Genomic DNA, 22934 nt, shown 5'->3' with positions numbered 1-22934 from the left:
GGTGGTGGTGACGGGCGCGGGGTCGGGGATCGGGCTGGCGACGTCGCGGGCGTTCGCGGCGCACGGCGCCGAGGTGGTCTGCGCGGACATCGACCTCGACGCCGCCCGGCGGGCCGCCGGGACGATCGAGAAGGACCTCGGGGGTACGGCACACGCGGCGCAGGTCGATGTAGCGGATATGGAGCAGATGGAGCGTTTTTCGCGAAATATCATCGCCCAATATGGTGTGCCGGACATTGTGGTGAACAATGCCGGAATCGCGGTCGTCGGGTCGTTTCTCGACCACACCGTGGACGACTGGCGCAGGACCGTCGACATCAATCTCTGGGGGGTCGTGCACGGGTGCCGCCTCTTCGCCGCCGCCATGGTCGAGCGCGGCCAGGGCGGCCACATCGTCAACGTCGCCTCCCTGGCCGCCTTCGCGCCCTCCCGGCTGCTGCCCGCCTACTCCGCCTCGAAGGCCGCGGTGAAGATGCTCAGCGACTGCCTGCGAGCCGAGCTGGCCGGGCACGACATCGGGGTCAGCGCCATCTGCCCGGGCTTCGTCTCCACGGCCATCGCGCGCAACGCCACGTACACCGGTGCGGACCTGCACGACGACGCCGTACGCGGCCTGGCGCGGCGCGGATATCCACCCGAACGCGTGGCCGCGCACGTCCTGCGTGCGGTGCACAGAAATCAGGCGGTCGTTCCGGTCAATCTGGAAGGAAAGATCGGATATGCCCTATCGCGGATTTCGCCACGGGCCATGCGCGGGCTGGCACGGTTGACCGGAACCACGTCGGTATCCAGAAATCGCGGGTAACGATCGCACGTACGGGAGAAGATGACTCCGTGTCCTCGCCGCAAATTGATGAAGACTGCAGCCAGCCCAAAGCACTCAGGCGGCAACCCGCACAGCGCCGCAGCGTCCGGCGCGTCGAGCGGATGCTCGACGCCTGCGCCGAACTGCTCGACGAGACCGGGTACGAAGCCCTGTCCACCACACGCATAGCCGAGCGGGCGGGCGTGGCGATCGGGTCGGTCTACCAGTTCTTTCCCGACAAGCGCGCGATCACGCAGGAGCTCACCCGGCGCAACGTCGAGGAGTTCGTCCGCCGGGTCGACCGCAAGTTCCTGGAGGAGGACCACCGAGGGTGGTGGGAGGCGGTCGACGCGATCATCGACGAATACGTCGACATGCACCGCACGGTCGCCGGCTTCAAGAGCCTGCACTTCGGTGACGTCGTCGACCTCAACCTGCTCGACTCCGACTCCGACAACAACACCGTGATCGCCGGGCGGTTGCGCGGGTTGTTCCTGAAGGAGTTCGGCCTGGCCGACAGCCCCGAGCTCGACCTGGCGGTGCTGGTGGCGGTCGAGGCCGGCGACGCGGTGCTGAAGCTCGCCTTCCGCCGCGACCCCGACGGGGAGCCGGAGATCATCGAGGCGGCCAAACATCTGATCCGCGGCTTCCTCTCCCGCCAGCTGCGTTCCTGGTCGCCGCACGACTAGCTCAGTGGCCACCCGCGTGCGGCGGCTCCGTCAGCAGGCCGGGCAGCCAGGCGGGCACGTCGTCCGGCTGCCAGTGCCGCCGCTGGCCGAGGGCGGCCGTCGGCACCTCCTCGTAGCCCGGGGCGGCAGGCGTGCGCAGGCACGGCCCCGGGTAGGAAACGGGACGCGCGTCCCTGGCCTCCCTGATGTGCAGCCGGGTCTCCAGGGCGCGCAGACTGCGCTCCGCGGACTCGATCGCCTCGAGACGGGCCGACAGATAACCCGCGAGGCCGGGGATGAGGGCCGACAGTACGACAGCGCAGGCCAGCGTGAAGGTCATCTGCTTGGACACGCCCATCACGGCCCCCTTCGCTCGCTTGACAGCGGAGCATCTGCTATATGCCCTGTGACCTGCACGAACACGCTTAGGGGGCGCAGACTTGGGCGAGTCGTTACCGATTTGTGAGTGTGTGGATTGACCAGGCAAACAGCCGGGCGGCTCGGTAGTCTCGCGGTGTGGCGCATGTGACCCGTGAGCACCTTGATCGTCTGCTTGAGCAGGCCCTATTGGCCGACGACCACGATTCCCTGGCCAGTCGGCTCTACGACGTCGCGCTCGACTATTCCTCGGGCGACGTCTCCCGGGCTTCCATCCTGGTCCTCGCCGCCGAGGAGTGGCGAGCGGCGGGCCAGCCCGCGCGCGCGATGGAGTGTTTCCAGCGCGCGGTCGAAGACGGGGGCGAGGCGGGGTTCGACCCGCGTGCCGGCATCGCCGACACGCTCTTCGAGCTCGACCGGCCCGACGAGGCGAGGGAGGTCATCGAGACGATACGCGCGGAGGGCAACGTCTCCACGGCGACCGCTCACACGATCGCCGAGACGCTCGTCGCCTACGGAGATCTCCGCGGTGGCCTCGAATGGGCCACCCAGGCGGTCCTCGACTGTGACGAGAACGACCCCGAGCAGGTGGCGCTGCTGCGCACCCGCTACCGCATCAGGGTCGATCTCGGGCTCCCCGAGGACGAGCTCGACGAGATGGTCTCCTGACCCGATCACCCTCGCGCGACGTCGCGGCCCGCCCCCGGGCGAGGCCGCCGGTGGCCGGAGGTCACTGCACCGTGCCCGCCTGACGGGCCCGCACGACGGGCCTGACGGGCCCGCACGACGGACCCCCGCAAGGAGCCCGCGTCCAGTCGCCGCGTCGAAGGCACGTACAAGAGGCCCGCACACGGCCCCGGTCAGCGGCGCAGGACACGAAGGGGCCGCGGCCGGACGGCCGCGGCCCCTTCTGTTATGGAGATCCGGGCGCGGCAGGCACGTTCCGCGCCCGGACGAGATGGCCGGCGGACGGTGAGCTCACCGCAGGCCGAGGCCGTCGGTGAGCCCCGTGACGCCCGACACCGCGGACCGGCCGCCGGTCAGCATCGAAGTGCCCTCGACGCTCTCCACCGCCTTGGGCAGCAGCACGCCGATGACGTCCTCGCCGACCTCGCGGACGGGCTTGTCCAGGTCCTTCGGCGACCGGATGCCGGAGCCCGCGATGCGGTTGCTGTGGGAGGCCTGGCCGAGCGACATCTCCGCCGGCAGCTTGGCCAGCAGCGGCGTCTCGGGCAGGGACGGCAGGGCGGGCAGCGCCGGCACGCTCGTCATGGTCGACATGTCCTTCATGCCGGTCCGGCCCGGCACCGTGGGGAACACCACGGGCGAGGCGGAGGTCAGCATGGGCATGCCCCAGGTCGCCGCGACCCCTCCGATGTCGGCACCGCCCAGCGCCGACTTTCCGGCGGCCAGGCCCGTCAGGCCCAGCTGCCTGGCCAGCCGCCCGGTCGCCATGGCCAGCTTGCCCGACTCCTCGGCGACCATCCGGCTGCCGCCCGAGCCGCCGTCGTTGACGCTCACCCTCGACTGCTCGTGACAGAAGGACAGGGCCGAGTCCGGCGACAGCACGACCGGCTCGGTGTTCGCGCAGGAGTCAGCCGTCGAGGGGGTCGCGGCCCACCACGTGACACCAGCGGTCACAGCGGCCACCGCGAGGATGCTTCGGACTTTCTGGGATGACACTGCACGTCCCCCTGATCAATTTCGCTGATCTGACGAACGCTGAACGTAGCCAGCCCGCCGCCCGCGGGAGCGCGGCTTGTCCGAAGTGTGGGGCGAACCTTACCCATCTCCGTGCCGCATGACCGCGGCATGACACGCCGGAGCCCGCGGAGCTCGGAAACCGCTCGGATCTCCGGGCTCCGGCCGGGTCTCAGCCGCGCTGGATGAGCAGCTCGTCGTCGCCGAGCTCCACCATGACCTTGTCGCCGTCGGCGATCTCGCCCGACAGCACCGCCTTGGCCAGCTTGTCGCCGATGGCCGACTGGACCAGGCGGCGCAGCGGGCGGGCGCCGTACATCGGGTCGTAGCCTGTCAGCGCCAGCCACTCGCGGGCCGCCGGCGTGACCTCCAGCGTCAGCCTGCGGTCGGCCAGGCGCTGCGCCAGGCGGTCGACCTGCAGGTCGACGATGCGCGCCAGCTCCTCGGAGCCGAGCGCGTCGAAGAGAATGACGTCGTCGAGCCGGTTGAGGAACTCCGGTTTGAACGAGTTGCGCACCGCCCCCATGACGGCCGCACGCTTGGCGCCGTTCTCCAGCGTGGGATCGACGAGGAACTGCGAGCCGATGTTGGAGGTGAGGATCAGGATCGTGTTGCGGAAGTCGACCGTGCGGCCCTGGCCGTCGGTCAGCCGCCCGTCGTCGAGCACCTGCAGCAGGATGTCGAACACCTCGGGGTGGGCCTTCTCCACCTCGTCGAGCAGCACCACGGTGTAGGGGCGCCGCCTGACGGCCTCGGTGAGCTGGCCGCCCTCCTCGTAGCCGACGTAGCCGGGAGGCGCGCCGACGAGCCTGGCCACGCTGTGCTTCTCGGAGTATTCGCTCATGTCGATGCGGGTCATCGCCCGCTCGTCGTCGAACAGGAACTCCGCCAGCGCCTTGGCCAGCTCGGTCTTGCCCACACCGGTCGGCCCCAGGAACACGAACGAGCCCGTCGGCCTGTCGGGGTCGGCGATGCCGGCCCGGCTGCGGCGTACGGCGTCGGAGACGGCCTGTACGGCCTGCTGCTGGCCGACGAGCCGCCTGCCCAGCTCCTCCTCCATGCGCAGCAGCTTGGCCGTCTCCGCCTCCAGGAGCCGCCCCGCGGGGATGCCGGTCCACGACGAGATCACCTCGGCGATGTCGTCGGCCCCGACCTCCTCCTTGACCATGGTGTCGTCGGGCTGCGCGGCCTCCGACGCGGACTTCAGCACCTGCTCCAGCCGCGGCACCTCGGCGTACATGAGCCGGGACGCGGCCTCGAAGTCGCCGTCGCGCTGAGCCCGCTCGGCGGCGCTCCTGGCCTCGTCGAGCTGCTTCTTCAGCTCGCCGACCTTGTTGAGCCCGGCCTTCTCGTGCTCCCAGCGGCCGACGAGGGCGTTGAGCTCCTCCTGGCGGTCGGCCAGTTCCTGGCGCAGGCGTTCGAGCCGCTGGACGGAGGCCTCGTCGGTCTCCTTCGACAGCGCCAGCTCCTCCATCTTCATGCGGTCGACGTTGCGCTGGAGCTGGTCGATCTCCACGGGACGTGAGTCGATCTCCATGCGCAGCCGCGAGGCGGCCTCGTCGACCAGGTCGATGGCCTTGTCGGGGAGGAAGCGGTTGGTGATGTAGCGGTCGGACAGCGCGGCGGCGGCCACCAGCGCGCCGTCGGCGATCTGCACCTGGTGGTGGGCTTCGTAGCGGCCCTTGAGCCCGCGCAGGATCGCGATCGTGTCCTCGACCGTGGGCTCGCCCACGTAGACCTGCTGGAAGCGGCGCTCCAGCGCAGGGTCCTTCTCGATGCGCTCGCGGTATTCGTCGAGCGTGGTCGCGCCGATCATGCGCAGCTCGCCGCGGGCCAGCATGGGCTTGAGCATGTTGCCGGCGTCCATCGCGCCCTCGGCGGCCCCCGCGCCGACGACGGTGTGCAGCTCGTCGATGAACGTCACGATCTGCCCGTCGCTCTCCTTGATCTCGGAGAGCACGGCCTTCAGCCGCTCCTCGAACTCGCCGCGGTATTTCGCGCCGGCCACCATCGCGCCCAGGTCGAGCGAGATCAGCCGCTTGTTGCGCAGCGACTCGGGCACGTCGCCGGCCACGATGCGCTGGGCCAGCCCTTCGACGACGGCGGTCTTGCCGACGCCGGGCTCGCCGATGAGCACGGGGTTGTTCTTGGTGCGGCGGCTGAGCACCTGGACGACGCGGCGGATCTCGGAGTCGCGGCCGATGACCGGGTCGAGCCTGCCGCCCCTCGCGTGCTCGGTCAGGTCGACGCCGTACTTCTCCAGCGCCTGGTAGGTGTCCTCAGGGGTCTCGCTGGTGACGCGGGCGTGGCCGCGTACTTTCTCGAAGGCGTCGAGCAGCGCCTGCGGCGTCGCGCCCTGCGCCTTAAGCAGGTCGGCCACGGGGCCGCCGTCGGCGGCCAGGCCCACCAGCAGGTGCTCGGTCGAGACGTAGAGGTCTTCGAGGCGGTTGGCGTGCTGGGCGGCGGTGTTCAGCACCGTCAGGAGGTGGCGCGAGCTCGACGGCGCCCCCACGGTCGCGCCCTGCGCCTTCGGCAGCGCCGCCAGCTGCTCCTCCCCCCGTGCCCGCAACGTGCGCCAGTCGGCGCCGACGGCTTCGAGCAGCGGCACGGCCGTGCCGCCGGTCTGGGAGAGCAGCGTGGTCAGCAGGTGAACCGGGGCGATCTCGGGGTTGCCCTCGGCGGCGGCACGCCGCATGGCACCCGAGAGCGCTTCCTGGCTCTTCTGGGTGAGCTTGTAGTCCATCGTTCTAGGCCCCCGGTGGCAGCTCGTAGCGGATCAGCGCTCGGACCATCCGCATCTCGGCACGCAGGCGGTGAACCTCCTCCCGCAGCCGCAGTGCTTCGTTCTCGAGCTCGAGAATCCGCTTGATGCCCGCGAGGTTGATGCCCTCCTCCTGGGAGAGCCGCTGCACCTCGCGGAGCTGGATGATGTCGCGTGTCGAGTAGAGGCGGCCGCGTCCCGCGGTGCGGCCGGGGCTGACCAGCCCCAGCCGGTCGTACTGACGCAGGGTCTGGGGATGCAGCCCCGACAGCTGCGCGGCCACCGAGATCACATAAACAGGTGTGTCATCTGACAGGTCGAAATAGTTGGCGTCCATCGGCTACTCGCTTCTGGCTCGCTGAATGAGCTCAGCGCGCGGGTCCTCACTGGCGTTCGCGGTGTTGAATTCGGTGAGGAGCTCGCGCGACTTGTCGTCGAGCGTCTTCGGCACCACCACTTCGACCGTTGCGAGCAGGTCGGCCCTGGTGCCGTCTTTGCGGGTGACGCCCCTGCCGCGCACGCGGAACGTGCGGCCGTTGGGCGTGCCCGGGGGGATGCGCAGCGTCACCGGCATGCCCTTGAGGGTGGGCACCTTGATCTCGGCGCCCAGGGCGGCCTCCGTGAACGTCACCGGGACGGTGATCGTCAGGTTGTCGCCCGACCTGCCGAACACGGCATGCGGCTTGACGTGCGTCTGGATGTAGAGGTCGCCGGCGGGGCCGCCGTTCTCGCCCGGGGCGCCCTTGCCCTTGAGCCTGACCCGCTGGCCGTCGGCCACCCCTGCGGGGATGCGGGCCTGGATGGTGCGGGTGCTCCTGGCCCGGCCGCTGCCCTCGCACACGGGGCAGGGGTCGTCCACGATCAGCCCGCGGCCCTTGCAGTCGCGGCAGGGCTCGGAGAAGGCGAAGTTGCCCAGGTTGCGGCTGGCCGCCCCGGTGCCCTCGCAGGTGGGGCAGACCCTGGGGGTCGTGCCCGCCCTGGCGCCCGTGCCGGTGCACGCGCCGCAGGCGGCCGAACTCGTGAGCCTGAGCGACACCGTGGTGCCCTCGGCCGCTTCGGTGAACGTCAGCGTGACCTCGGACTCGACGTCCTGGCCGCGGCGCGGCCTGGACGTGGTCGAGGTGCGGGTGGAGCCGCCCCGGTTGAACAGCCCGCCGAACAGGTCGCCGAGCCGGTCGCCGGTGCCTCCGCCCGAGCCCGGCTGCGCCGTGCCGCCGAACAGGTCGCCGAAGTCGAACGGGAACCCGCCACCGCCGGCCCGCTGGCCGCCCACCCCGGACCCGAACAGCGTGCGCGCCTCGTCATATTCCTTGCGGCGCTTGCTGTCGGACAGGACGTCGTAAGCCTCGGAGACCTCCTTGAACTTGGTCTCCTTGGTCGCGTCGCCCTTGTTGGTGTCGGGGTGGTATTGCCTGGCCAGCTTCCGGTAGGCCTTTTTGATCTCGTCGGCGGTGGCGGTCTTGGGCACACCAAGGACGGCGTAGTAGTCCTTCTCCAAGTAGTCCTTGGTGCTCATCTACGGCCCTTCGTCCTCGTGTCAGTTGTCGTCGTCATCGGACGCGGGAGTGGCGTCCTCGGGCTCGGCGACGGCCACCCGCGCCGGGCGCAGCACCCTGTCGCCCATCCGGTAGCCGAGCTGCAGCACCTCGATGGCGGTCGGCTCGGTCACCTCGGTCGAGTAGCTGTGCATCAGCGCCTCGTGGACCGTCGGGTCGAACGGGTCGCCCTTCTGCCCGAACGGGCTGAGCCCCAGCTTGGTGAGCACTGCTTCCAGGGACTCCGCCACCTTCGCGAAGCCTCCGGTCAGCTCACCGTGGTCGCGGGCCCTTCCGATGTCGTCGAGCACGGGAAGGAGCTCTGTCAGCGCCCCCGCGACCGCCTGCTCGCGGACCGCCACCCGGTCGCGCTCGACCCGCCTGCGGTAGTTGGTGTACTCGGCCTGGAGCCGCTGCAGGTCGGCGGTCCGCTCGGCGAGCTGGGCCGCCAGCTCGCCGTTCTGCGCCTGCGGCGCCTCGGCGGGCGCCTCCTGCTCGTCGGCCGGGGCCTCGCGCACCTGGCCCGTCTCGGGATCGATCTTGCGGTTGTCGCGGATCACCGGCTCCTCGTGCCCGTTTTCACGCGGCGGCATCACTGGTCCTTCTTCGGCTGGTCTTCGTCGACGATCTCGGCTTCGACCACGTCGTCATCGGCCTTCTGGCCCTCCTGACCGGACGTGGCGTCCTGCGGGGCGCCCTCGCCGCCGGCCTGCTGGCCCTGGCTCTGGGCGTAGATCGCCGAACCCATCTTCTGGCTGACAGTGGCGAGCTTCTCCGCCGAGGTGCGGATGACGTCGGTGTCGGTGCCCTCCAGAGCCTTCTTCAGCTCGGCCAGGGCGTCGTTGACCTCGGTCTTGATCTCGCCGGGGACCTTGTCGTCGTTCTCGCGGAGGAACTTCTCCGTCTGGTAGGCGAGCCCGTCGGCGTTGTTGCGGACCTCGGCCTCCTCGCGGCGCTTCTTGTCCTCCTCGGCGTACGACTCGGCCTCGCGCATCATCCGCTCGATGTCGTCCTTCGGCAGCGCCGAGCCGCCGGTGATCGTCATCGTCTGCTCCTTGCCCGTTCCCAGGTCCTTGGCGGAGACGTTGACGATGCCGTTGGCGTCGATGTCGAAGGTGACCTCGATCTGCGGGATGCCGCGCGGCGCCGGGGCGATGCCGGTCAGCTCGAACGTGGCCAGCTTCTTGTTGTAGGAGGCGATCTCGCGCTCGCCCTGGTAGACCTGGATCTGCACCGACGGCTGGTTGTCCTCGGCCGTGGTGAAGACCTCGGAGCGCTTGGTCGGGATCGTCGTGTTGCGCTCGATGATCTTCGTGAAGATGCCGCCCTTGGTCTCGATGCCCAGCGACAGCGGGGTCACGTCGAGCAGCAGGACGTCCTTGACCTCGCCCTTGAGCACGCCGGCCTGCAGGGCGGCGCCGATGGCGACGACCTCGTCGGGGTTGACGCCCTTGTTGGGCTCCTTGCCGCCGGTCAGCTCCTTGACGAGCTCGGAGACGGCGGGCATGCGGGTCGAGCCGCCGACGAGCACCACGTGGGCGATGTCGGCCACCTTGATGCCGGCGTCCTTGATGACCTGGTTGAACGGGCCCTTGGTCCGCTCGAGCAGGTCGGCCGTCAGCCGCTGGAACTCGGAGCGCGTCAGCTTCTCGTCGAGGTGCAGCGGGCCCTCGGCCGAGGCCGTGATGTAGGGCAGGTTGATGTTGGTCTCGGACTGGCTGGACAGCTCGATCTTGGCCTTCTCCGCCGCCTCGCGCAGGCGCTGCAGGGCCATCTTGTCCTTGGCCAGGTCGACGCCGTGGGCGTTCTGGAAGCGCTTGACGAGCTCGTCGACGACGCGCTGGTCCCAGTCGTCGCCACCGAGGTGGTTGTCACCGGAGGTGGCCTTGACCTCGACGAAGCCGTGGCCGTCCTCCTGGCCGACGTCGAGCAGGGACACGTCGAAGGTGCCGCCGCCGAGGTCGAAGACCAGGATGGTCTGGTCCTGCTCCTTGTCGAGCCCGTAGGCGAGGGCCGCGGCGGTCGGCTCGTTGATGATGCGGAGCACGTTGAGGCCCGCGACCGTGCCGGCCTCCTTGGTGGCCTGGCGCTGGGCGTCGTTGAAGTAGGCGGGAACGGTGACCACCGCGTCGGTGATCTTCTCGCCCAGGTAGGCCTCGGCGTCCTGCTTGAGCTTCTGCAGGACGAAGGCGCTGATCTGCTGCGGCGAGAACTTCTTGCCGTCGATCTCCTGGGACCAGTTGGTGCCCATCTCCCGCTTGACCGACCGGATCGTCCGGTCCACATTGGTGACCGCCTGGCGCTTGGCGACCTCGCCGACCAGGACCTCGCCGTTCTTCGCGAAGGCGACCACGGACGGCGTGGTCCGCGAGCCCTGCGCATTCGCGATGACGGTGGGCTCACCGCCCTCGAGGATCGAGACGACGGAGTTGGTCGTCCCAAGGTCGATACCTACCGCACGTGCCATGAGTGAGTCCTTGTAGTCAAAGTTGAGTCTGTCAGACTCAAGCTAACGGATGTGTGTCGTCTTTGGCAAACGACTTGAGCCTACTCGACTCAACCCTCATGAGCGCCGAGACATTCCCGCAATAAAGGCCACACACCGCGCAACGGGGCAGCGAGGTCTGGGGTTCCGCGCACGGCGAACCCCCGGCGCCGTGGGTGCGTCACCGGGGGTTCGCGGGCTTGGCGGCTGTCGTTACGGCTTGGCGCCGTCCACCACCTTGCGCTCGCCGAGCGGCTTCTTGAGCTTGACCGTGGTGGTCTTCTCGATAGCGATCATGATGCAGGAGACGTTCTTGGCCTTGGGGGACGTGCCCTCGTACAGGGTGACCGTGACGCGCTTGGAGGTCTCCTTGACCTTGACGCGGTCCAGCACCGTGCAGGGCTCCACCCCCGACTGCCACGTCAGCTGGAGCTTCTTGCCCTTGGCGACCGGCTTGGCCTTGGCCCAGCGGGCCTTGTGCACGTTGATGGCGTCGCCCGTCGGCTTGACCTGCTTGGGGCCCTTCGGGGGCGACTTGCTGGGCGTGGTGCCGACCGGGTTGGACACGACGGGCGGCTTGTCCTGGCTGGGGGAGGAGACCCGCTCGGCAGGCTGGGCCGTGCCGCAACTCGTCGCCAGCATCAGACATCCGGCCAGAAGGGTCGCTGTCATTGTCCGCATACCCCTACGACGGATCCCGCCGGTCGCCGGTTCACCATAGTGTGGTCATGTGCTCCGTCAGGCATTGCTCGCCGTCTCCAAGAGCCGGCGCGCCGAGCGTCTCATCGCCGCGTCGCCGCTGACCAGGGATGTGGTCAGGCGCTACGTCGCCGACGACGCCGGCGCCGCGGTCGACGAGCTGTCCCGCAAGGGGTTGCGCGTCTCCGTCGACCACCTCGGCGAGGAGGTGACCGGCCGGGCGCAGGCCGAGGGCACCGTGACCGCCTACCTGTCGCTGCTCCGCCTGCTGCCGGCGGGCGCCGACGTGTCGGTCAAGCTCACGGCGCTCGGGCTGCGGCTGTCGGAGGAGCTCGCGTTCGACCACGCCGCGGCCATCTGCAGGGCCGCCGCGGCCAGAGACGTCACGGTGACGCTCGACGCGGAGGAGCACGACACGATCGCCATGCTGCACGCCGTGCACGCCGCGCTGCGCAAGGAGCACCCGGACGTGGGCGTGGTGGTGCAGGCCTACCTGCCCGACTCGCTCGACCGCTGCGAGCGGCTCGGCGACGCCCGGGTGCGGCTGTGCAAGGGCGCCTACACCGCTCCGGGCGCCTACACCGCGACCGCCGACATCGACCGCTCGTTCGTGCGCTGCCTGAAGGTGCTGATGGCCGGCGCCGGCTATCCGATGGTCGCCACCCACGACCCCAGGCTGGTGCGCATCGCCTCGACGCTCGCCGTGCTCGACGGCCGCGACCCGGCCGGCTTCGAATATCAGATGCTGTACGGCGTGCGCCCCGACGAGCAGGCCCGCCTGGCGGCCCTCGGCTTCACGATGCGCGTCTACGTCCCCTACGGCGCCGACTGGTATCCCTACCTCATGCGCCGCCTGGCCGAACGCCCCCGCAACCTGGCCTTCTTCCTGCGCTCCCTGCTGTCACGAGGCTAGCCCGCGACACCGGGGACGGGCCGGTAAGCTGCATCAGCGTCTATTCCTCGAGGGGCGGAAATGATCGCGATTCTGGGCACGGGCAAGATGGGCGAGGCGCTGCTGTCCGGGCTGCTGCGCGCCGGCTTCAAACCCGGCGACATCATGGCGACCACGCGCAGGGCCGAGCGGGCGCAGGCGCTGCGCGAGACCTACGGCGTGCGCACCGTCCCCAACTCCGAGGCGGCCAAGGCGGCCGACACGCTGATCCTCGCCGTCAAGCCCCAGGACATGGCCACGCTGCTGGCCGAGATCGCCCCCTACGTGCCCGCCGACCGCCTGGTGATCACCGCCGCGGCCGGCATCACGACGTCGTTCGTGGAGCAGCGGCTCGGCGTCGAGGTGCCGGTGGTCAGGGTGATGTCCAACACGCCCATCAGGTTCGACGAGGCGATGAGCGTGATCTCGGCGGGCGCGCACGCGGGCGAGGAGCACCTCAAGCTCACCGAGGCGCTGCTCAGCCCCGTCGGCAAGGTGCTGCGCATCCCCGAGTCGCAGCAGGACGCCGCCACAGCGCTCTCCGGCAGCGGCCCCGCCTACTTCTTCTACCTCGTCGAGGCCATGGTCGACGCGGGCATCCTGCTCGGCATGCCGCGGGCGGCCGCGCTCGACATGGTCACCCAGTCCATCGTCGGCGCCGCCGTGATGTTGCGCGACTCGGGCGAGCACCCGGTGATCCTGCGCGAGGCCGTCACCTCTCCTGGCGGCACCACGATCGCGGCCATCGCCGAGCTCGAGCGCCACAGCGTGCGGGCCGCGTTCCTGGCCGCCATCGAGGCGGCCCGCGACCGCGGCCGCGAGCTCGCCTCCGGCTGACCGCTCAGGCGTCGCGCCGCCGCATCAGCACGGCCCCGGCGATCATGATCACGGCGATCCAGACGAGATAGACGCCGAAGCCGCTCCACGGGCCGAGCGAGGCGTTGCGGACCAGCGGGACGGCCACCTGCATGCCCGCGTTGGTGGTGAAGTGGTCGGCCACCGTCCGGCCCACCTGGCCCGGCAGCATGCCGGTGATCTGGGGCAGCACCAGCATCAGCGCGATGGCCGAGACGATCGCGCCCGGCGTGTGGCGTACGAGCGTGCCCAGCGCCAGCCCGAACAGGCCGCACGCGGTGAGGTAGAGGCCGCAGCCCGCCACCGCCCGCACGGCCTCTGCCATGTCGAGCGTGGGCGGCTGAGTGATGGCGACGCCCACGGCGAGCGAGGCGGCCGACGCGACCGTGCACACCACCAGGGAGGTGACCGTGAACACCACGATCTTGCCGGTCAGCAGGCTCATGCGTTTGGGCACGGCCATCAGCGACGTGCGGATGCCGCCCGTACGGTATTCGCTGGAGATCACCAGCACGCCCAGCGTGGCGATGGACAGCGACGCGAACATGATGCCGGTCAGGCTCAGCATGACGGCCTGAGCGCCGGGGATGTCGTCCTCGGTCGAGCCCCTGGCCGCGGAGGCGATGAGCGTGCCGATGCCCAGCATCAGCCCGGCGGTCACGGCCAGCGTCCACATCGTGGAGCGGACCGAGCGGATCTTGGTCCATTCGGACCTGAGGATGTCGATCATGATGTGAACTCCAGGCTGTCCTTGGTCAGCTCCATGTACGCCGCCTCCAGCGAGGGCTGCACGAACGTCAGCTCCTCCAGCGGGATCCCGGCCCGCGCGGTGAGCGTGCCGATCTCGACCGGGCTCATCGCGGTCACCCGCAGGTGGTCGTGGTGCGGCTCGCCCACCTTGATCAGCTCGGCGACGTCGGCCAGGCGCGGCGAGCGCACCCGTACGTAACCCTGCGAGCTGCGCCCGATGAACTCCGCCACGCTCGTGTCGGCGATCAGCGCGCCCTTGCCGATCACGATCAGGTGGTCGGCGGTCTGCGCCATCTCGCTCATCAGATGGCTGGAGACGAACACCGTGCGCCCCTCGGCCGCCAGCTCGCGCATGAACGTGCGGATCCACAGGATGCCGTCGGGGTCGAGCCCGTTGACGGGCTCGTCGAACAGCAGGATCTCCGGGTCGCCGAGCAGCGCGGCGGCGATGCCCAGGCGCTGCGACATGCCCAGCGAGAACCCGCCGATCCGGCGTCCGGCCACCTCGCGCAGGCCCACGGCCTCCAGCACCTCGTCCACGCGGCCGTTCGGGATGCCGTTGCTCTGCGCGATGGCCAGCAGGTGGTTGCGGGCGCTGCGCCCGCCGTGCACGGCCTTGGCGTCCAGCAGCGCGCCCACCTTGCGCAGCGGGCGTTCCAGCTCGGCGTACGGCCGCCCGTCCACGAGCGCCGAGCCGCCGGACGGCCGGTCGAGCCCCAGGATCATCCGCATGGTCGTGGACTTCCCCGCGCCGTTGGGGCCGAGGAAACCGGTCACCCGGCCGGGCTCGACGTCGAACGACAGGTTCGACACGGCGACGGTCTTGCCGTAGCGCTTGCTCAGGTTCGTTGCCCGTATCGCGGTCATGATCCCAGCGTGCCGTCGCGGGAGATCGTGTACCTCCTGCGCGGGAACCGCTTCCCGCGCGGCGGTCTGGGAGCCTGGTCCTACTCTCCCGGATGGACGAGCGCCGACTCGTAGGCGACGATCACGGCCTGCGCCCGGTCCCTGACGCCGATCTTGGCGAACAGGTTCGTCACGTGGTTCTTGACGGTCGAGGGGGAGACGGACAGGGCCGTGGCGATCTCGGCGTTCGACCGGCCGCGCGCGATCAGCACGAGGATCTCCCGCTCGCGCTCCGTCAGGCCGGCCACCTCGGCGGGCACCGGGTCCGGGCGCCGCGGGCCCGCGTCCAAACCTCCGGCGGCCCGTACGAACGTGCCGATCAGCCTGGTGAGCAGGCGCGGCGCGACGGCGGACTCGCCGCGGTGCACCACGCGCACGCCCTCGATCAGTTCCTCGGGGGAGACGTCCTTGGGCAGGAACCCGCCGGCTCCCGCCCTGAGCGCCGCGACCACGTTCTCGTCCAGGTCGAACGTGCTCAGCGCGAGCACCCGGACCTCCGGCAGCTCCGACGTGATCAGCTCGGTCGCGCGAACCCCGTCGAGGCCCGGCATGTGCAGGTCCATCAGCACCACGTCGGGGCGCAGCCGCCGGCTCAGGTCCACCGCCCGCGTGCCGTCGCCGGCCTCGCCCACGACGCCCATGTCCGGCTGGGCGTCGAGCATCAGCTTGAAGCCCACACGCACCAGCTCGTGGTCGTCGGCCAGCAGCACTCTGATCAAGGTGTCTCCAGGGGGATGCGGGCGTGCACGCGGAAACCTCCTTGCGGGGCGCGGGGCCCCGTGGAGAGCTGGCCGCCGCACAGCGCCACCCGTTCGGCCATGCCTCCGAGCCCGAACCCCGGCGACCCGGTCCCCTTCGTGCTGCCGTCGTCGACCACCTCGACCTCCACGGCGTCCGGTTCGTACGCGAGCCGCACGCTCGCCCGCGCGCCGGGTGCGTGCTTGCGCGTGTTGGTCAGCGCCTCCTGCACGATCCGGTACACCGCGTGGTCCACGACGGCGGGCAGCGCGACCGGCTCCCCCTTGACGGTCAGGTGCGCGGGCAGCCCCGCCGACCTGGCCTCCTTGATCAGCGTGGGCAGCCGGTCGGCGCCCACCCCCGTGGCGGCGTCCGGCCCCTCCTGGCCGTCGGCCCTGAGCACGTCGAGCAGGCGGCGCATCTCGGACATCGCCTGGCGGGCGGTCTGCTCGGCGCTCTCCAGCGCGTTCCTGGTGACCTCCTGCTCGGCTGGGAGCGTGGCCCTGGCGCCGCCGACCAGGGCGTTGATCACGGTGATGTGGTGGGCGACCACGTCGTGCAGTTCCCTGGCGATGCGCCGCCGTTCGGCGCGGACCGCGGCGTCGGCGGCGTCGCGCCGGCCGCGTTCGTTCAGCTCGGTCCTGAGCCGGACGAGCTGCCCGGTCCCCAGGAAGACGCCGACGGTGAACAGGGCCATCACCCAGCCGCCGCCGACGCCGTCGAGCTCCAGCGCCGTCGCGTAGGCGGCGAACGCCGCGGCCGCGGTGATCGCGGTCGTCCGGCCGGAGGTGTGGCGGCCCAGGCTGTAGTAGGCGACAGCCGCGGGTATGTTGCTGGACTGCACGATCTCCGCCGCCACGCCCGCGACGTCGAGCCCGGCGACCAGCGCGGTGACCAGGACCGGCCGGTGGCGCCGCATGAGCAGGAGCGTGACGCCCGCCGTGTAGTGCACCGCGCCGATGGCGACCGGAGCCGCACCCTGGGCGAACATGAGCGACAGCCCGATGACCCCGGGCAGCCCGAGCACGATCACCAGCGTCCGGTCGAAGACCTTGGGACGCCGGAGGAAGCGGATGAGCGTGAGTAAGGCTCGCGCTGAGCGCACGCTAAGACACTAAGTCACGAATCGGCGAGGTCGCGGGGAGATGTCCACCGGATGAACCCGGGCTACAACGCGGCGTCTGCGCTGCGGTAACGTCGGCGGGACAGGGCGATCGCGGAGGGGTGGCATGAGCCGGTCGACACAGGTGGTCTGGGACGACGCTCTCACCTCCTACGACTTCGGCCCTGGTCATCCGCTCGCCCCCGTGCGGGTCGAGCTGACCATGGCGCTCGCCCGCGAGCTCGGCGTCCTCGACAAGGTCGAGGTCGCCGGATGCGTGCCCGCCACCGACGACGAGCTGGCCATGGTCCACGAGCGCGACTACATCGAGGCCGTCAGGCGCGTGTCCGCCGACGGCCGGCCCGACCTCGCCGCCGGGCTCGGCACGACCGACAACCCCGCGTTCAGGGGCGTGCACGACGCCTCCGCGCTGATCGCCGGCGCCTCGCTGGCCGCCGCCCGCGCGGTCTGGGAGGGCTCGGCCGAGCACGCCGTCAACATCGCGGGCGGGCTGCATCACGCGATGCCGGCCATGGCCAGCGGGTTCTGCGTCTACAACGATGCCGCGCTGGCGATCGCGTGGCTGCTGCGCCAGGGCGCCGGCCGCATCGCGTACGTCGACGTGGACGTGCACCACGGCGACGGCGTGCAGGCGGCGTTCTACGACGACCCGAGGGTCCTGACGATCAGTTTGCACGAGAGCCCGCGCACGTTGTTCCCCGGCACCGGGTTCCCCGGCGAGACCGGCGCCGACGGCACCTCCGTCAACGTGGCGCTCCCCGCGGGCTGCGGCGACCCCGGCTGGCTGCGGGCCTTCGACGCGGTCGTCCCGCCGCTGCTGCGCGAGTTCGGGCCGGAGATCCTGGTGACGCAGCACGGCTGCGACAGTCACGCGCTCGACCCGCTGGCCAACCTGATGCTCAGCGTCGACGGCCAGCGCACCGCCTACGCCGCCCTGCACCGCCTGGCTCACGAGACGGCGGGCGGCCGGTGGATCGCGACGGGCGGCGGCGGTTACGAGCTGGTGCAGGTGGTGCCGCGGGCGTGGACCCACCTCATCGCGGAGCTGGCGGGCCATCCGGTCGATCCGGCCACGCCGACGGGCGACGAGTGGCGCCAGTTCGTACGCGATCGCACCGGCGAGACGGCGCCGCTGACCATGACCGACGGTCGTCATCCGGAATTCAACGACCTTTCCGGTGGTTATGACCCATCTGACCCCATTGACCGCGCGATCATGGCGACCCGAAACGCGGTCTTCCCCCTGCACGGGCTCGACCCCCTGCCCTGACGAGGAAGTAAGCAGTGCTGAGCCGCGACGAACTCCGAGAGCATCTTGTCCAGAGCCGCATCGCCGGCGATGTCGCGACCTCCCGCGAGAACAACCTCGACCACTACAGTTCCCTGGCCAACGGCGACCCCTACTACATGCTGGGGCTCACGTTCGACCAGCCGTGGTCCTACCGCGACATCCTGGCGCTGATGGCGAAGTCCGCCGGCGTGGTCTCCGACCCGTCGCACCGCTGGGGCCAGGACACCATCGACCCCGACCTGACGATCGACGCGGTCGACGCCATGGCCGAGCGCGTCGCCGCCGTGCTGTCGCGGCCCGGCCCGTCCGTGTTGTTCGCCACCGGGCATCCGACCGGCCTGCTCGCCATCCACCTGCCGCTGGCCCGGCTCTGCGCCGAGCGCGGCGCGCGGCTGCTGACCCCCGGCGAGGGCTGGACGTACTCCGGGTCGGGGTTCGCCCGGCCGCGGCAGATCCGCTACCTCCAGGGCGTCGCGATGCTCGACGACAAGGGCGGGTTCGTGCACACCCACGACGCCGACCCGATGCGCCACATGCTCTCCGACCTCGACGGCGAGCTGCCCGACCTGGTTATCGCCGACCACGGCTGGGCAGGAGCGGCGGGAGAGGCAGGTGCGCCCACTGTGGGATTCGCCGACAGCAATGACCCGGGGTTGTTCGTCGGTGAGGCTGAAGGGAAGATTGACGTAGTAGTGCCACTTGACGACAATGTGCTACCGCGGTATTACGCTCCGTTGACCGAGCGGCTCGTCACTCTGGTCTCACGAGCCCTTCGAGTCTAATTCGGTCATCCGCATACCGTCTTTTCGCGCCTGCATTCCAAGAGGCTCGCCGTCCCTTTGCCAACTTTTGGCGGCGCTCCGGCGACTCTTATGTGTGGCAACTTGGACAGTTCCAACGTCCGGGTGAGGTGCTCGGCCCGGCTGCTGGCCAGCGACTTTGCTGGTTCGGCTGACAGGTGGCTCCGTTGACTGAGAAAATAGGGGGTTTGCGCACTCGGAGTCCCGACTTACGCTGACGGCAGTACACGTGCGTGAGCAATGGCACCAGTGGGGATAACCCGTAAACACGTGCGGAAGAGGCGTCCGATGGGTGCAGGCGAAAGACCTCTCAGTGAGGTGAAGTTCCTGACCGTTGCTGAAGTGGCTACGGTCATGAGGGTGTCCAAGATGACGGTGTACCGGCTCGTCCACTCTGGCGAGCTGCCGGCCATCCGAGTCGGCCGGTCGTTCAGGGTGCCTGAGCAGGCGGTACACGACTATCTGCGGGAGGCCTACATCGAGGCAGGTTAGCGTAGCGACGTGGACGACCATGTCGTGAGTGCTGTCGCGGGAGAGGCCCGGTCGCCCTAGACGCGACCGGGTGCTCACCCCCCCAATGGGCGATCTACCGCCGATCGCCGGTAGTCTGTGAGCCGGTGTGCGCTCGCACTCCGTTCAGACTTAGTCACGACCTGGGGGTCCCGTGGGCTCTGTGATCAAGAAGCGCCGTAAGCGGATGGCGAAGAAGAAGCACCGCAAGCTGCTCAAGAAGACGCGCATCCAGCGGCGCAACAAGAAGTAAACCCGACGCAGCTGCGAGGCGCTGATGACCCACACCGTGCTCGTCACCGGGGTCTCGCGCCACATAGGCGCCCGGGTGGCGAGCGTACTGGCTGCCGACCCGGACATCAGCCGTGTCATCGGAGTGGACACCGTGCCGCCCCCCTCGCTGACGCGGGACGGTGGCATCTCGCTCGGACGGACGGAGTTCGTCCGGGTGGATCTGCGCAGCCCCGACATCGCCCAGGTGATCGCGGCCGCGGACATCGGCACCGTTGTGCACATGAGCCTGGTCAGCGCTCCGTCAAGGAGCGGCGGCAGGGCGGCCATGAAAGAGCACAACGTCATCGGCACCATGCAACTGCTCGGTGCCTGCCAGCGGTCGGCGACCGTGCGGCGCGTGGTGGTCCGCTCCACCACCGCCGTCTACGGCTCGTCGCCGCGCGATCCGGCGGTGTTCACCGAGGACCTGGAGCCGCACGACGGCCCCAGCCACGGCTATGCCAAAGACGCGGTCGAGGTCGAGGGCTACGTGCGGGGTTTCGCGCGGCGCCGTCCTGACGTGACGGTGTCGATGCTGCGCTTCGCCAACTTCATGGGTCCCGGCGTCGACTCGCCGTTGACGCGTTACTTCACCCAACCGGTGTTGCCGACCGTGCTCGGCTTCGACCCCCGGCTGCAGTTCGTCCACGAGGACGACGCGGTCGAGGTGCTGCGACGGATGGCGACTGAGGATCACCCCGGCACGTTCAACGTGGCCGGGGTGGGCGTGTTGCTCCTGTCGCAGTGCACCAGAAGGGCGGGACGGCCGTCGCTGCCGCTGCCCGCGCCCGCCTTCACGACGCTCGGCAGCGCCGCGCGCGGGCTCGGCCTGGTCGAATACTCGCCCGAGCAGCTCAGGCTGATGAGCCACGGCCGGGCGGTCGACACCTCCAGGCTGGAGAACGAGCTGGGGTGGAGACCCAAGTTCACGACCGCGGCGGCCTTCGACGACTTTCTGCGCTCGCGCCGGCTGCAACCGTTCGGAGGTGGGCGGAGTTGAGCGTTCCCGACGAGGACGCCCGCGTCATCCCCATCAGCGCGGCGCCGTCCTACACCGACGAGCCCGAGCCCCTGGCGAAGTTCCTGGCCTTTCTGCGCAGGCGCATCGGCGGCGACTACGACGTCGACGAGTTCGGCTACGACGCCGAGCTGACCGACAAGGTCGTCCTGGAGCTGATCAGGCCCCTCTACCACCACTGGTTCAGGGTGGAGACGGCCGAGCTGAAGAACATCCCGGACGAAGGCGGCGCGCTCGTCGTCGCCAACCACTCCGGCACGCTGCCGCTCGACGCGCTGATGTTGCAGGTCGCCCTGCACGACGAGGCGGGCAGGGCGCTGCGGCTGCTCGGCGCCGACCTGGTCTACCAGCTGCCGCTGCTCAGCCACCTGTCCCGCAAGACGGGCCACACGCTGGCCTGCCGCGAGGACGCCGACCGGCTGCTGCGCAAGGGCGAGCTGGTCGGCGTGTTCCCCGAGGGGTTCAAGGGCGTCGGCAAGCCGTTCTCCGAGCGCTACAAACTGCAGCGTTTCGGCCGGGGCGGCTTCGTGGCCTCGGCCATCCGCGCCGGGGCGCCGATCGTGCCCACCGCGATCGTCGGGGCCGAGGAGATCTATCCCAAACTCGGCGACCTGAAGTTCCTGGCCCGGCTGCTCGGCCTGCCCTACCTGCCGATCACGCCGTTCTTCCCGCTGCTCGGGCCGCTCGGCCTGGTGCCGCTGCCGTCGAAGTGGATGATCGAGTTCGGCGAGCCCATCCGCACCGACGATTACGACCCGTCGGCCGCCGACGATCCCATGCTGGTGTTCAACCTCACCGACCACGTGCGCGAGGTCATCCAGCAGCTGCTCAACGAGCTGCGGCTGCGGCGCGGGCCGGCTTTTCCGCCCTTGCTCTAGGTCTTTCCTCCGGCGCGGTGCCCCCGAGGGCATCGGGCTCGCCGTCGCCCGGCCCTTGCCCCACGAGGGTGGTCGCCCCACGCCCGGCCGGCACGACCGGTGCCGAGGCCGTCGTCGGCGGAGGGCGGCTCAAGGAGCCGCGGGGATCGGCGAGCCCTCGCGACGAGCGGCGTGGGCCCGCGGGCGTCAGCCCTGCGTGCGGTAGTGCCTGCGCAGGGCGATGCCCGCGGCGACGCCGCCCGCCACGGCGCCGACGCCCGCGGCGATGGGCAGCGCCGTCAGCGTGGCCTTGCGGCCGGTCCTGAAGTCCCTGATCGGCCAGTCGTGCTTCTTGGCGTATTCGCGCAACTCGCTGTCGGGGTTGATCGCCACGGCCTGCCCGACCAGCGACAACATCGGCAGGTCGTTGGCCGAGTCGCTGTAGGCCGTGCACTGGGTCAGGTCGAGCCCTTCCCTGCGCGCCAGCGCCCTGACCGCCTCCGCCTTGGCGGGGCCGTGGAGCAGGTCGCCGACCAGGCGCCCGGTGTAGACGCCGTTGCTCGACTCGGCGACCGTGCCGAGCGCACCCGTCAGCCCGAGCCGCTGCGCGATGACCCTGGCCAGCTCTACGGGGGTGGCGGTGACCAGCCAGACCCGCTGGCCGGCGTCGAGGTGGCTCTGCGCGAGCGCTCGCGTGCCGCCCCAGATGCGGTCGGCCATGACCTCGTCGTAGATCTCCTCGCCGAGGCGCACGACGTCGTCGACCTTGGCGCCGGCGACGAACGCGAGCGCGGTCTCCCTGGCCACCGCGATGTGCTCGGGGTTCTCGTTGCCGCGCAGCCGGAACACCGCCTGCCCCACCGCGAACTTGAACAGGTCGGACGTGGTGAACATCCCTCGGGTGGCCAGCCCGCGCGCGAAGTGGTAGATCGAGGCGCCGCGCATCATCGTGTTGTCGACGTCGAAGAAGGCCGCCGACTGGAGGTCGGGCTCGACCGGCGCGACGGTGACCGCTGCCTGCGCCGCGGCCTCGCCGGCGGCCTGGGGCTCCGTTTCGTGTCGTCGTCGCATTAGCCGCCACATGCGCTTCAGCTTATCGACCTACCCGGGGGCGACCAGACCCTCGATGTAGTCGAGGTAGCCCTCGGCCTGGGCCAGCTGGTCCCGCTTCAGCTGCCGTAACATCGACCCGACGACCTCCTTCTGGTGGCGGGCGAATTTTTTGATCTTCGGAGAGCGCGGTTCGGCCCGTCGCAGCCTGCTGATCCCGGCGCGCGTCGATTCCTCCATGTCCTTCAGCGTCTTGCCGACCAGCGGGCCGCCGTTGGACGAGCCGAGCAGGCTGGCGACCTCTTCCGCGCGGGTCTTGGCCGAGCGGAGCTCGCGCTCGCCGCGCGCAGCCTCGTTGGTGCTGAGCCCGACGAGAGCGCTCTCTGCGGCGCGCTTGAGCGGATAGAGGGAGTCGCCGGGGACCGCCTGGTACGTGGCGAAGCTCCCGACCATCATGGCCGCCGACAGTCCGAAGGCGGCCAGCTGCGACAGCAGCGGCCTCGGGTGCGCGGGCCGGCGGTGGGCGTGATTGGGGCGGGCCGGCTTCCCGGGCAGGAGCTCGCGGGTGACCGGCCCGGTGATCGGCCCTGTGACGGGCCCGGTGATCGGCCCGGTGATCGGCCCGGAGACCAGCTCGGCGCGGAGCCGGTCGCGGAAGGCGGGGTCAGGGGCGCCGCCGAGAGGCATCCTGGGCAGGTCCGTGAGATGCTCGAGCACGCGCTCCCGCCGTTCGCGTGCCCTACCCATGACGGCTCCCTTACGGATCCTGCTGTGACATTTGCCTAACGAGGTGCGGCTGG

At 70.2% G+C, this 22934-nt stretch carries 24 protein-coding genes and 1 pseudogene; 11 read left to right on the top strand and 14 right to left on the bottom strand.

All coding sequences use genetic code 11. From position 1 onward, the window contains the following. Together E1292_RS05190 and E1292_RS05185 are read left to right on the top strand one after the other, a co-directional pair. On the top strand, window positions 1–805 hold an 805-nt coding region (locus E1292_RS05190), incomplete at its 5' end, for an SDR family NAD(P)-dependent oxidoreductase (RefSeq protein WP_132592510.1). A 29-nt stretch (window positions 806–834) separates the two neighbouring features. Continuing rightward, window positions 835–1494 (top strand): TetR/AcrR family transcriptional regulator, encoded by a 660-nt coding sequence (locus tag E1292_RS05185; protein ID WP_246089938.1) that lies wholly within the window; start codon window positions 835–837, stop codon window positions 1492–1494. Window position 1495: 1 nt separating this feature from the next. On the opposite strand, the gene E1292_RS05180 is transcribed toward E1292_RS05185, so the two are convergent. After that, window positions 1496–1831: a hypothetical protein gene (locus E1292_RS05180; protein ID WP_132592508.1), complete on the bottom strand. Its 336-nt coding sequence runs from the start codon at window positions 1829–1831 to the stop codon at window positions 1496–1498. Window positions 1832–1989: 158 nt separating this feature from the next. Here E1292_RS05180 and E1292_RS05175 point away from each other — a divergent pair, with 158 nt between their 5' ends. Then, window positions 1990–2520: a tetratricopeptide repeat protein gene (locus tag E1292_RS05175; RefSeq protein ID WP_246083735.1), complete on the top strand. Its 531-nt coding sequence runs from the start codon at window positions 1990–1992 to the stop codon at window positions 2518–2520. 309 nt (window positions 2521–2829) lie between these two features. On the opposite strand, the gene E1292_RS05170 is transcribed toward E1292_RS05175, so the two are convergent. The 7 genes and pseudogenes from E1292_RS05170 to E1292_RS05140 all read right to left on the bottom strand — a co-directional run bounded on the left by E1292_RS05170 (window position 2830) and on the right by E1292_RS05140 (window position 11005). Beyond that, a complete protein-coding gene (locus tag E1292_RS05170; protein ID WP_132592506.1) occupies window positions 2830–3492 on the bottom strand; it encodes a hypothetical protein in 663 nt (220 codons plus the stop codon). 232 nt (window positions 3493–3724) lie between these two features. Beyond that, window positions 3725–6295, bottom strand: a complete 2571-nt coding sequence (gene clpB, locus E1292_RS05165) for an ATP-dependent chaperone ClpB (protein WP_132592504.1) — start codon at window positions 6293–6295, stop codon at window positions 3725–3727. A 31-nt stretch (window positions 6296–6326) separates the two neighbouring features. Then, window positions 6327–6650, bottom strand: a pseudogene (locus tag E1292_RS05160) (heat shock protein transcriptional repressor HspR); the annotation flags it as partial. Between the two features lie 3 nt (window positions 6651–6653). Continuing rightward, window positions 6654–7829: a molecular chaperone DnaJ gene (gene dnaJ / locus E1292_RS05155; RefSeq protein ID WP_132592502.1), complete on the bottom strand. Its 1176-nt coding sequence runs from the start codon at window positions 7827–7829 to the stop codon at window positions 6654–6656. Window positions 7830–7850: 21 nt separating this feature from the next. After that, on the bottom strand, window positions 7851–8441 hold the full coding sequence (gene grpE, locus E1292_RS05150; protein ID WP_132592500.1) for a nucleotide exchange factor GrpE: 591 nt from the start codon (window positions 8439–8441) through the stop codon (window positions 7851–7853). Next, the gene (gene dnaK / locus E1292_RS05145) at window positions 8441–10315 is read right to left on the bottom strand and encodes a molecular chaperone DnaK (RefSeq protein ID WP_132592498.1); all 1875 of its coding nucleotides are present in this window, start codon (window positions 10313–10315) and stop codon (window positions 8441–8443) included. Before dnaK ends, grpE begins: the two co-directional genes overlap by 1 nt. A 231-nt stretch (window positions 10316–10546) precedes the next feature. Beyond that, complete coding sequence (locus E1292_RS05140; RefSeq protein ID WP_246089937.1) at window positions 10547–11005, bottom strand: hypothetical protein; 459 nt, start codon at window positions 11003–11005, stop codon at window positions 10547–10549. Window positions 11006–11063: 58 nt separating this feature from the next. Here E1292_RS05140 and E1292_RS05135 point away from each other — a divergent pair, with 58 nt between their 5' ends. Together E1292_RS05135 and proC are read left to right on the top strand one after the other, a co-directional pair. After that, a complete protein-coding gene (locus tag E1292_RS05135) occupies window positions 11064–11945 on the top strand; it encodes a proline dehydrogenase family protein (RefSeq protein ID WP_132592496.1) in 882 nt (293 codons plus the stop codon). A 60-nt stretch (window positions 11946–12005) separates the two neighbouring features. Further along, window positions 12006–12800: a pyrroline-5-carboxylate reductase gene (proC, locus tag E1292_RS05130; RefSeq protein WP_132592494.1), complete on the top strand. Its 795-nt coding sequence runs from the start codon at window positions 12006–12008 to the stop codon at window positions 12798–12800. Window positions 12801–12804: 4 nt separating this feature from the next. Here the strand turns inward: proC and E1292_RS05125 are convergent, their stop codons facing one another. The 4 genes from E1292_RS05125 to E1292_RS05110 all read right to left on the bottom strand — a co-directional run bounded on the left by E1292_RS05125 (window position 12805) and on the right by E1292_RS05110 (window position 16317). Beyond that, on the bottom strand, window positions 12805–13548 hold the full coding sequence (locus E1292_RS05125) for an ABC transporter permease (RefSeq protein ID WP_132592492.1): 744 nt from the start codon (window positions 13546–13548) through the stop codon (window positions 12805–12807). Next, complete coding sequence (locus tag E1292_RS05120) at window positions 13545–14435, bottom strand: ABC transporter ATP-binding protein (RefSeq protein WP_132592490.1); 891 nt, start codon at window positions 14433–14435, stop codon at window positions 13545–13547. The genes E1292_RS05125 and E1292_RS05120 overlap by 4 nt, the downstream gene beginning before the upstream one ends. 80 nt (window positions 14436–14515) lie before the next feature. Next, the gene (locus tag E1292_RS05115) at window positions 14516–15193 is read right to left on the bottom strand and encodes a response regulator (RefSeq protein ID WP_132592488.1); all 678 of its coding nucleotides are present in this window, start codon (window positions 15191–15193) and stop codon (window positions 14516–14518) included. Next, a complete protein-coding gene (locus tag E1292_RS05110) occupies window positions 15190–16317 on the bottom strand; it encodes a sensor histidine kinase (RefSeq protein WP_132592486.1) in 1128 nt (375 codons plus the stop codon). Before E1292_RS05110 ends, E1292_RS05115 begins: the two co-directional genes overlap by 4 nt. Window positions 16318–16441: 124 nt before the next feature. Between E1292_RS05110 and E1292_RS05105 the strand changes: the two genes are divergently transcribed. From E1292_RS05105 to E1292_RS05080, 6 genes are all read left to right on the top strand, one after another. Beyond that, window positions 16442–17605, top strand: a complete 1164-nt coding sequence (locus E1292_RS05105) for an acetoin utilization protein AcuC (protein WP_132592484.1) — start codon at window positions 16442–16444, stop codon at window positions 17603–17605. Between the two features lie 14 nt (window positions 17606–17619). After that, the gene (locus E1292_RS05100) at window positions 17620–18408 is read left to right on the top strand and encodes a phosphatase (protein WP_132592482.1); all 789 of its coding nucleotides are present in this window, start codon (window positions 17620–17622) and stop codon (window positions 18406–18408) included. A 306-nt stretch (window positions 18409–18714) separates the two neighbouring features. Further along, window positions 18715–18918, top strand: a complete 204-nt coding sequence (locus E1292_RS05095) for a helix-turn-helix domain-containing protein (protein ID WP_026214222.1) — start codon at window positions 18715–18717, stop codon at window positions 18916–18918. A gap of 172 nt (window positions 18919–19090) precedes the next feature. Continuing rightward, window positions 19091–19189 carry a 30S ribosomal protein bS22 gene (locus E1292_RS05090; RefSeq protein WP_018654693.1) on the top strand — a complete coding sequence of 33 codons (99 nt, stop codon included), beginning with the start codon at window positions 19091–19093 and terminating at the stop codon, window positions 19187–19189. 24 nt (window positions 19190–19213) lie between these two features. Further along, window positions 19214–20209: an NAD-dependent epimerase/dehydratase family protein gene (locus E1292_RS05085; RefSeq protein ID WP_132592480.1), complete on the top strand. Its 996-nt coding sequence runs from the start codon at window positions 19214–19216 to the stop codon at window positions 20207–20209. Next, window positions 20206–21105, top strand: coding sequence for a lysophospholipid acyltransferase family protein (locus E1292_RS05080; RefSeq protein ID WP_132592478.1), 900 nt, complete (start codon window positions 20206–20208; stop codon window positions 21103–21105). Before E1292_RS05085 ends, E1292_RS05080 begins: the two co-directional genes overlap by 4 nt. 186 nt (window positions 21106–21291) lie before the next feature. Here E1292_RS05080 and E1292_RS05075 read toward each other — a convergent pair whose 3' ends face one another. Further along, a complete protein-coding gene (locus E1292_RS05075; protein WP_246089935.1) occupies window positions 21292–22155 on the bottom strand; it encodes an HAD family hydrolase in 864 nt (287 codons plus the stop codon). A gap of 30 nt (window positions 22156–22185) precedes the next feature. Next, window positions 22186–22881, bottom strand: a complete 696-nt coding sequence (locus E1292_RS05070; protein WP_132592474.1) for a DUF5667 domain-containing protein — start codon at window positions 22879–22881, stop codon at window positions 22186–22188. Window positions 22882–22934 lie beyond the last annotated feature (53 nt).

It is taken from the genome of Nonomuraea deserti (assembly GCF_004348685.1).
In the GTDB taxonomy this organism is placed as follows: domain Bacteria; phylum Actinomycetota; class Actinomycetes; order Streptosporangiales; family Streptosporangiaceae; genus Nonomuraea; species Nonomuraea deserti.
This window is presented reverse-complemented; position numbering and strand designations above follow the sequence as displayed.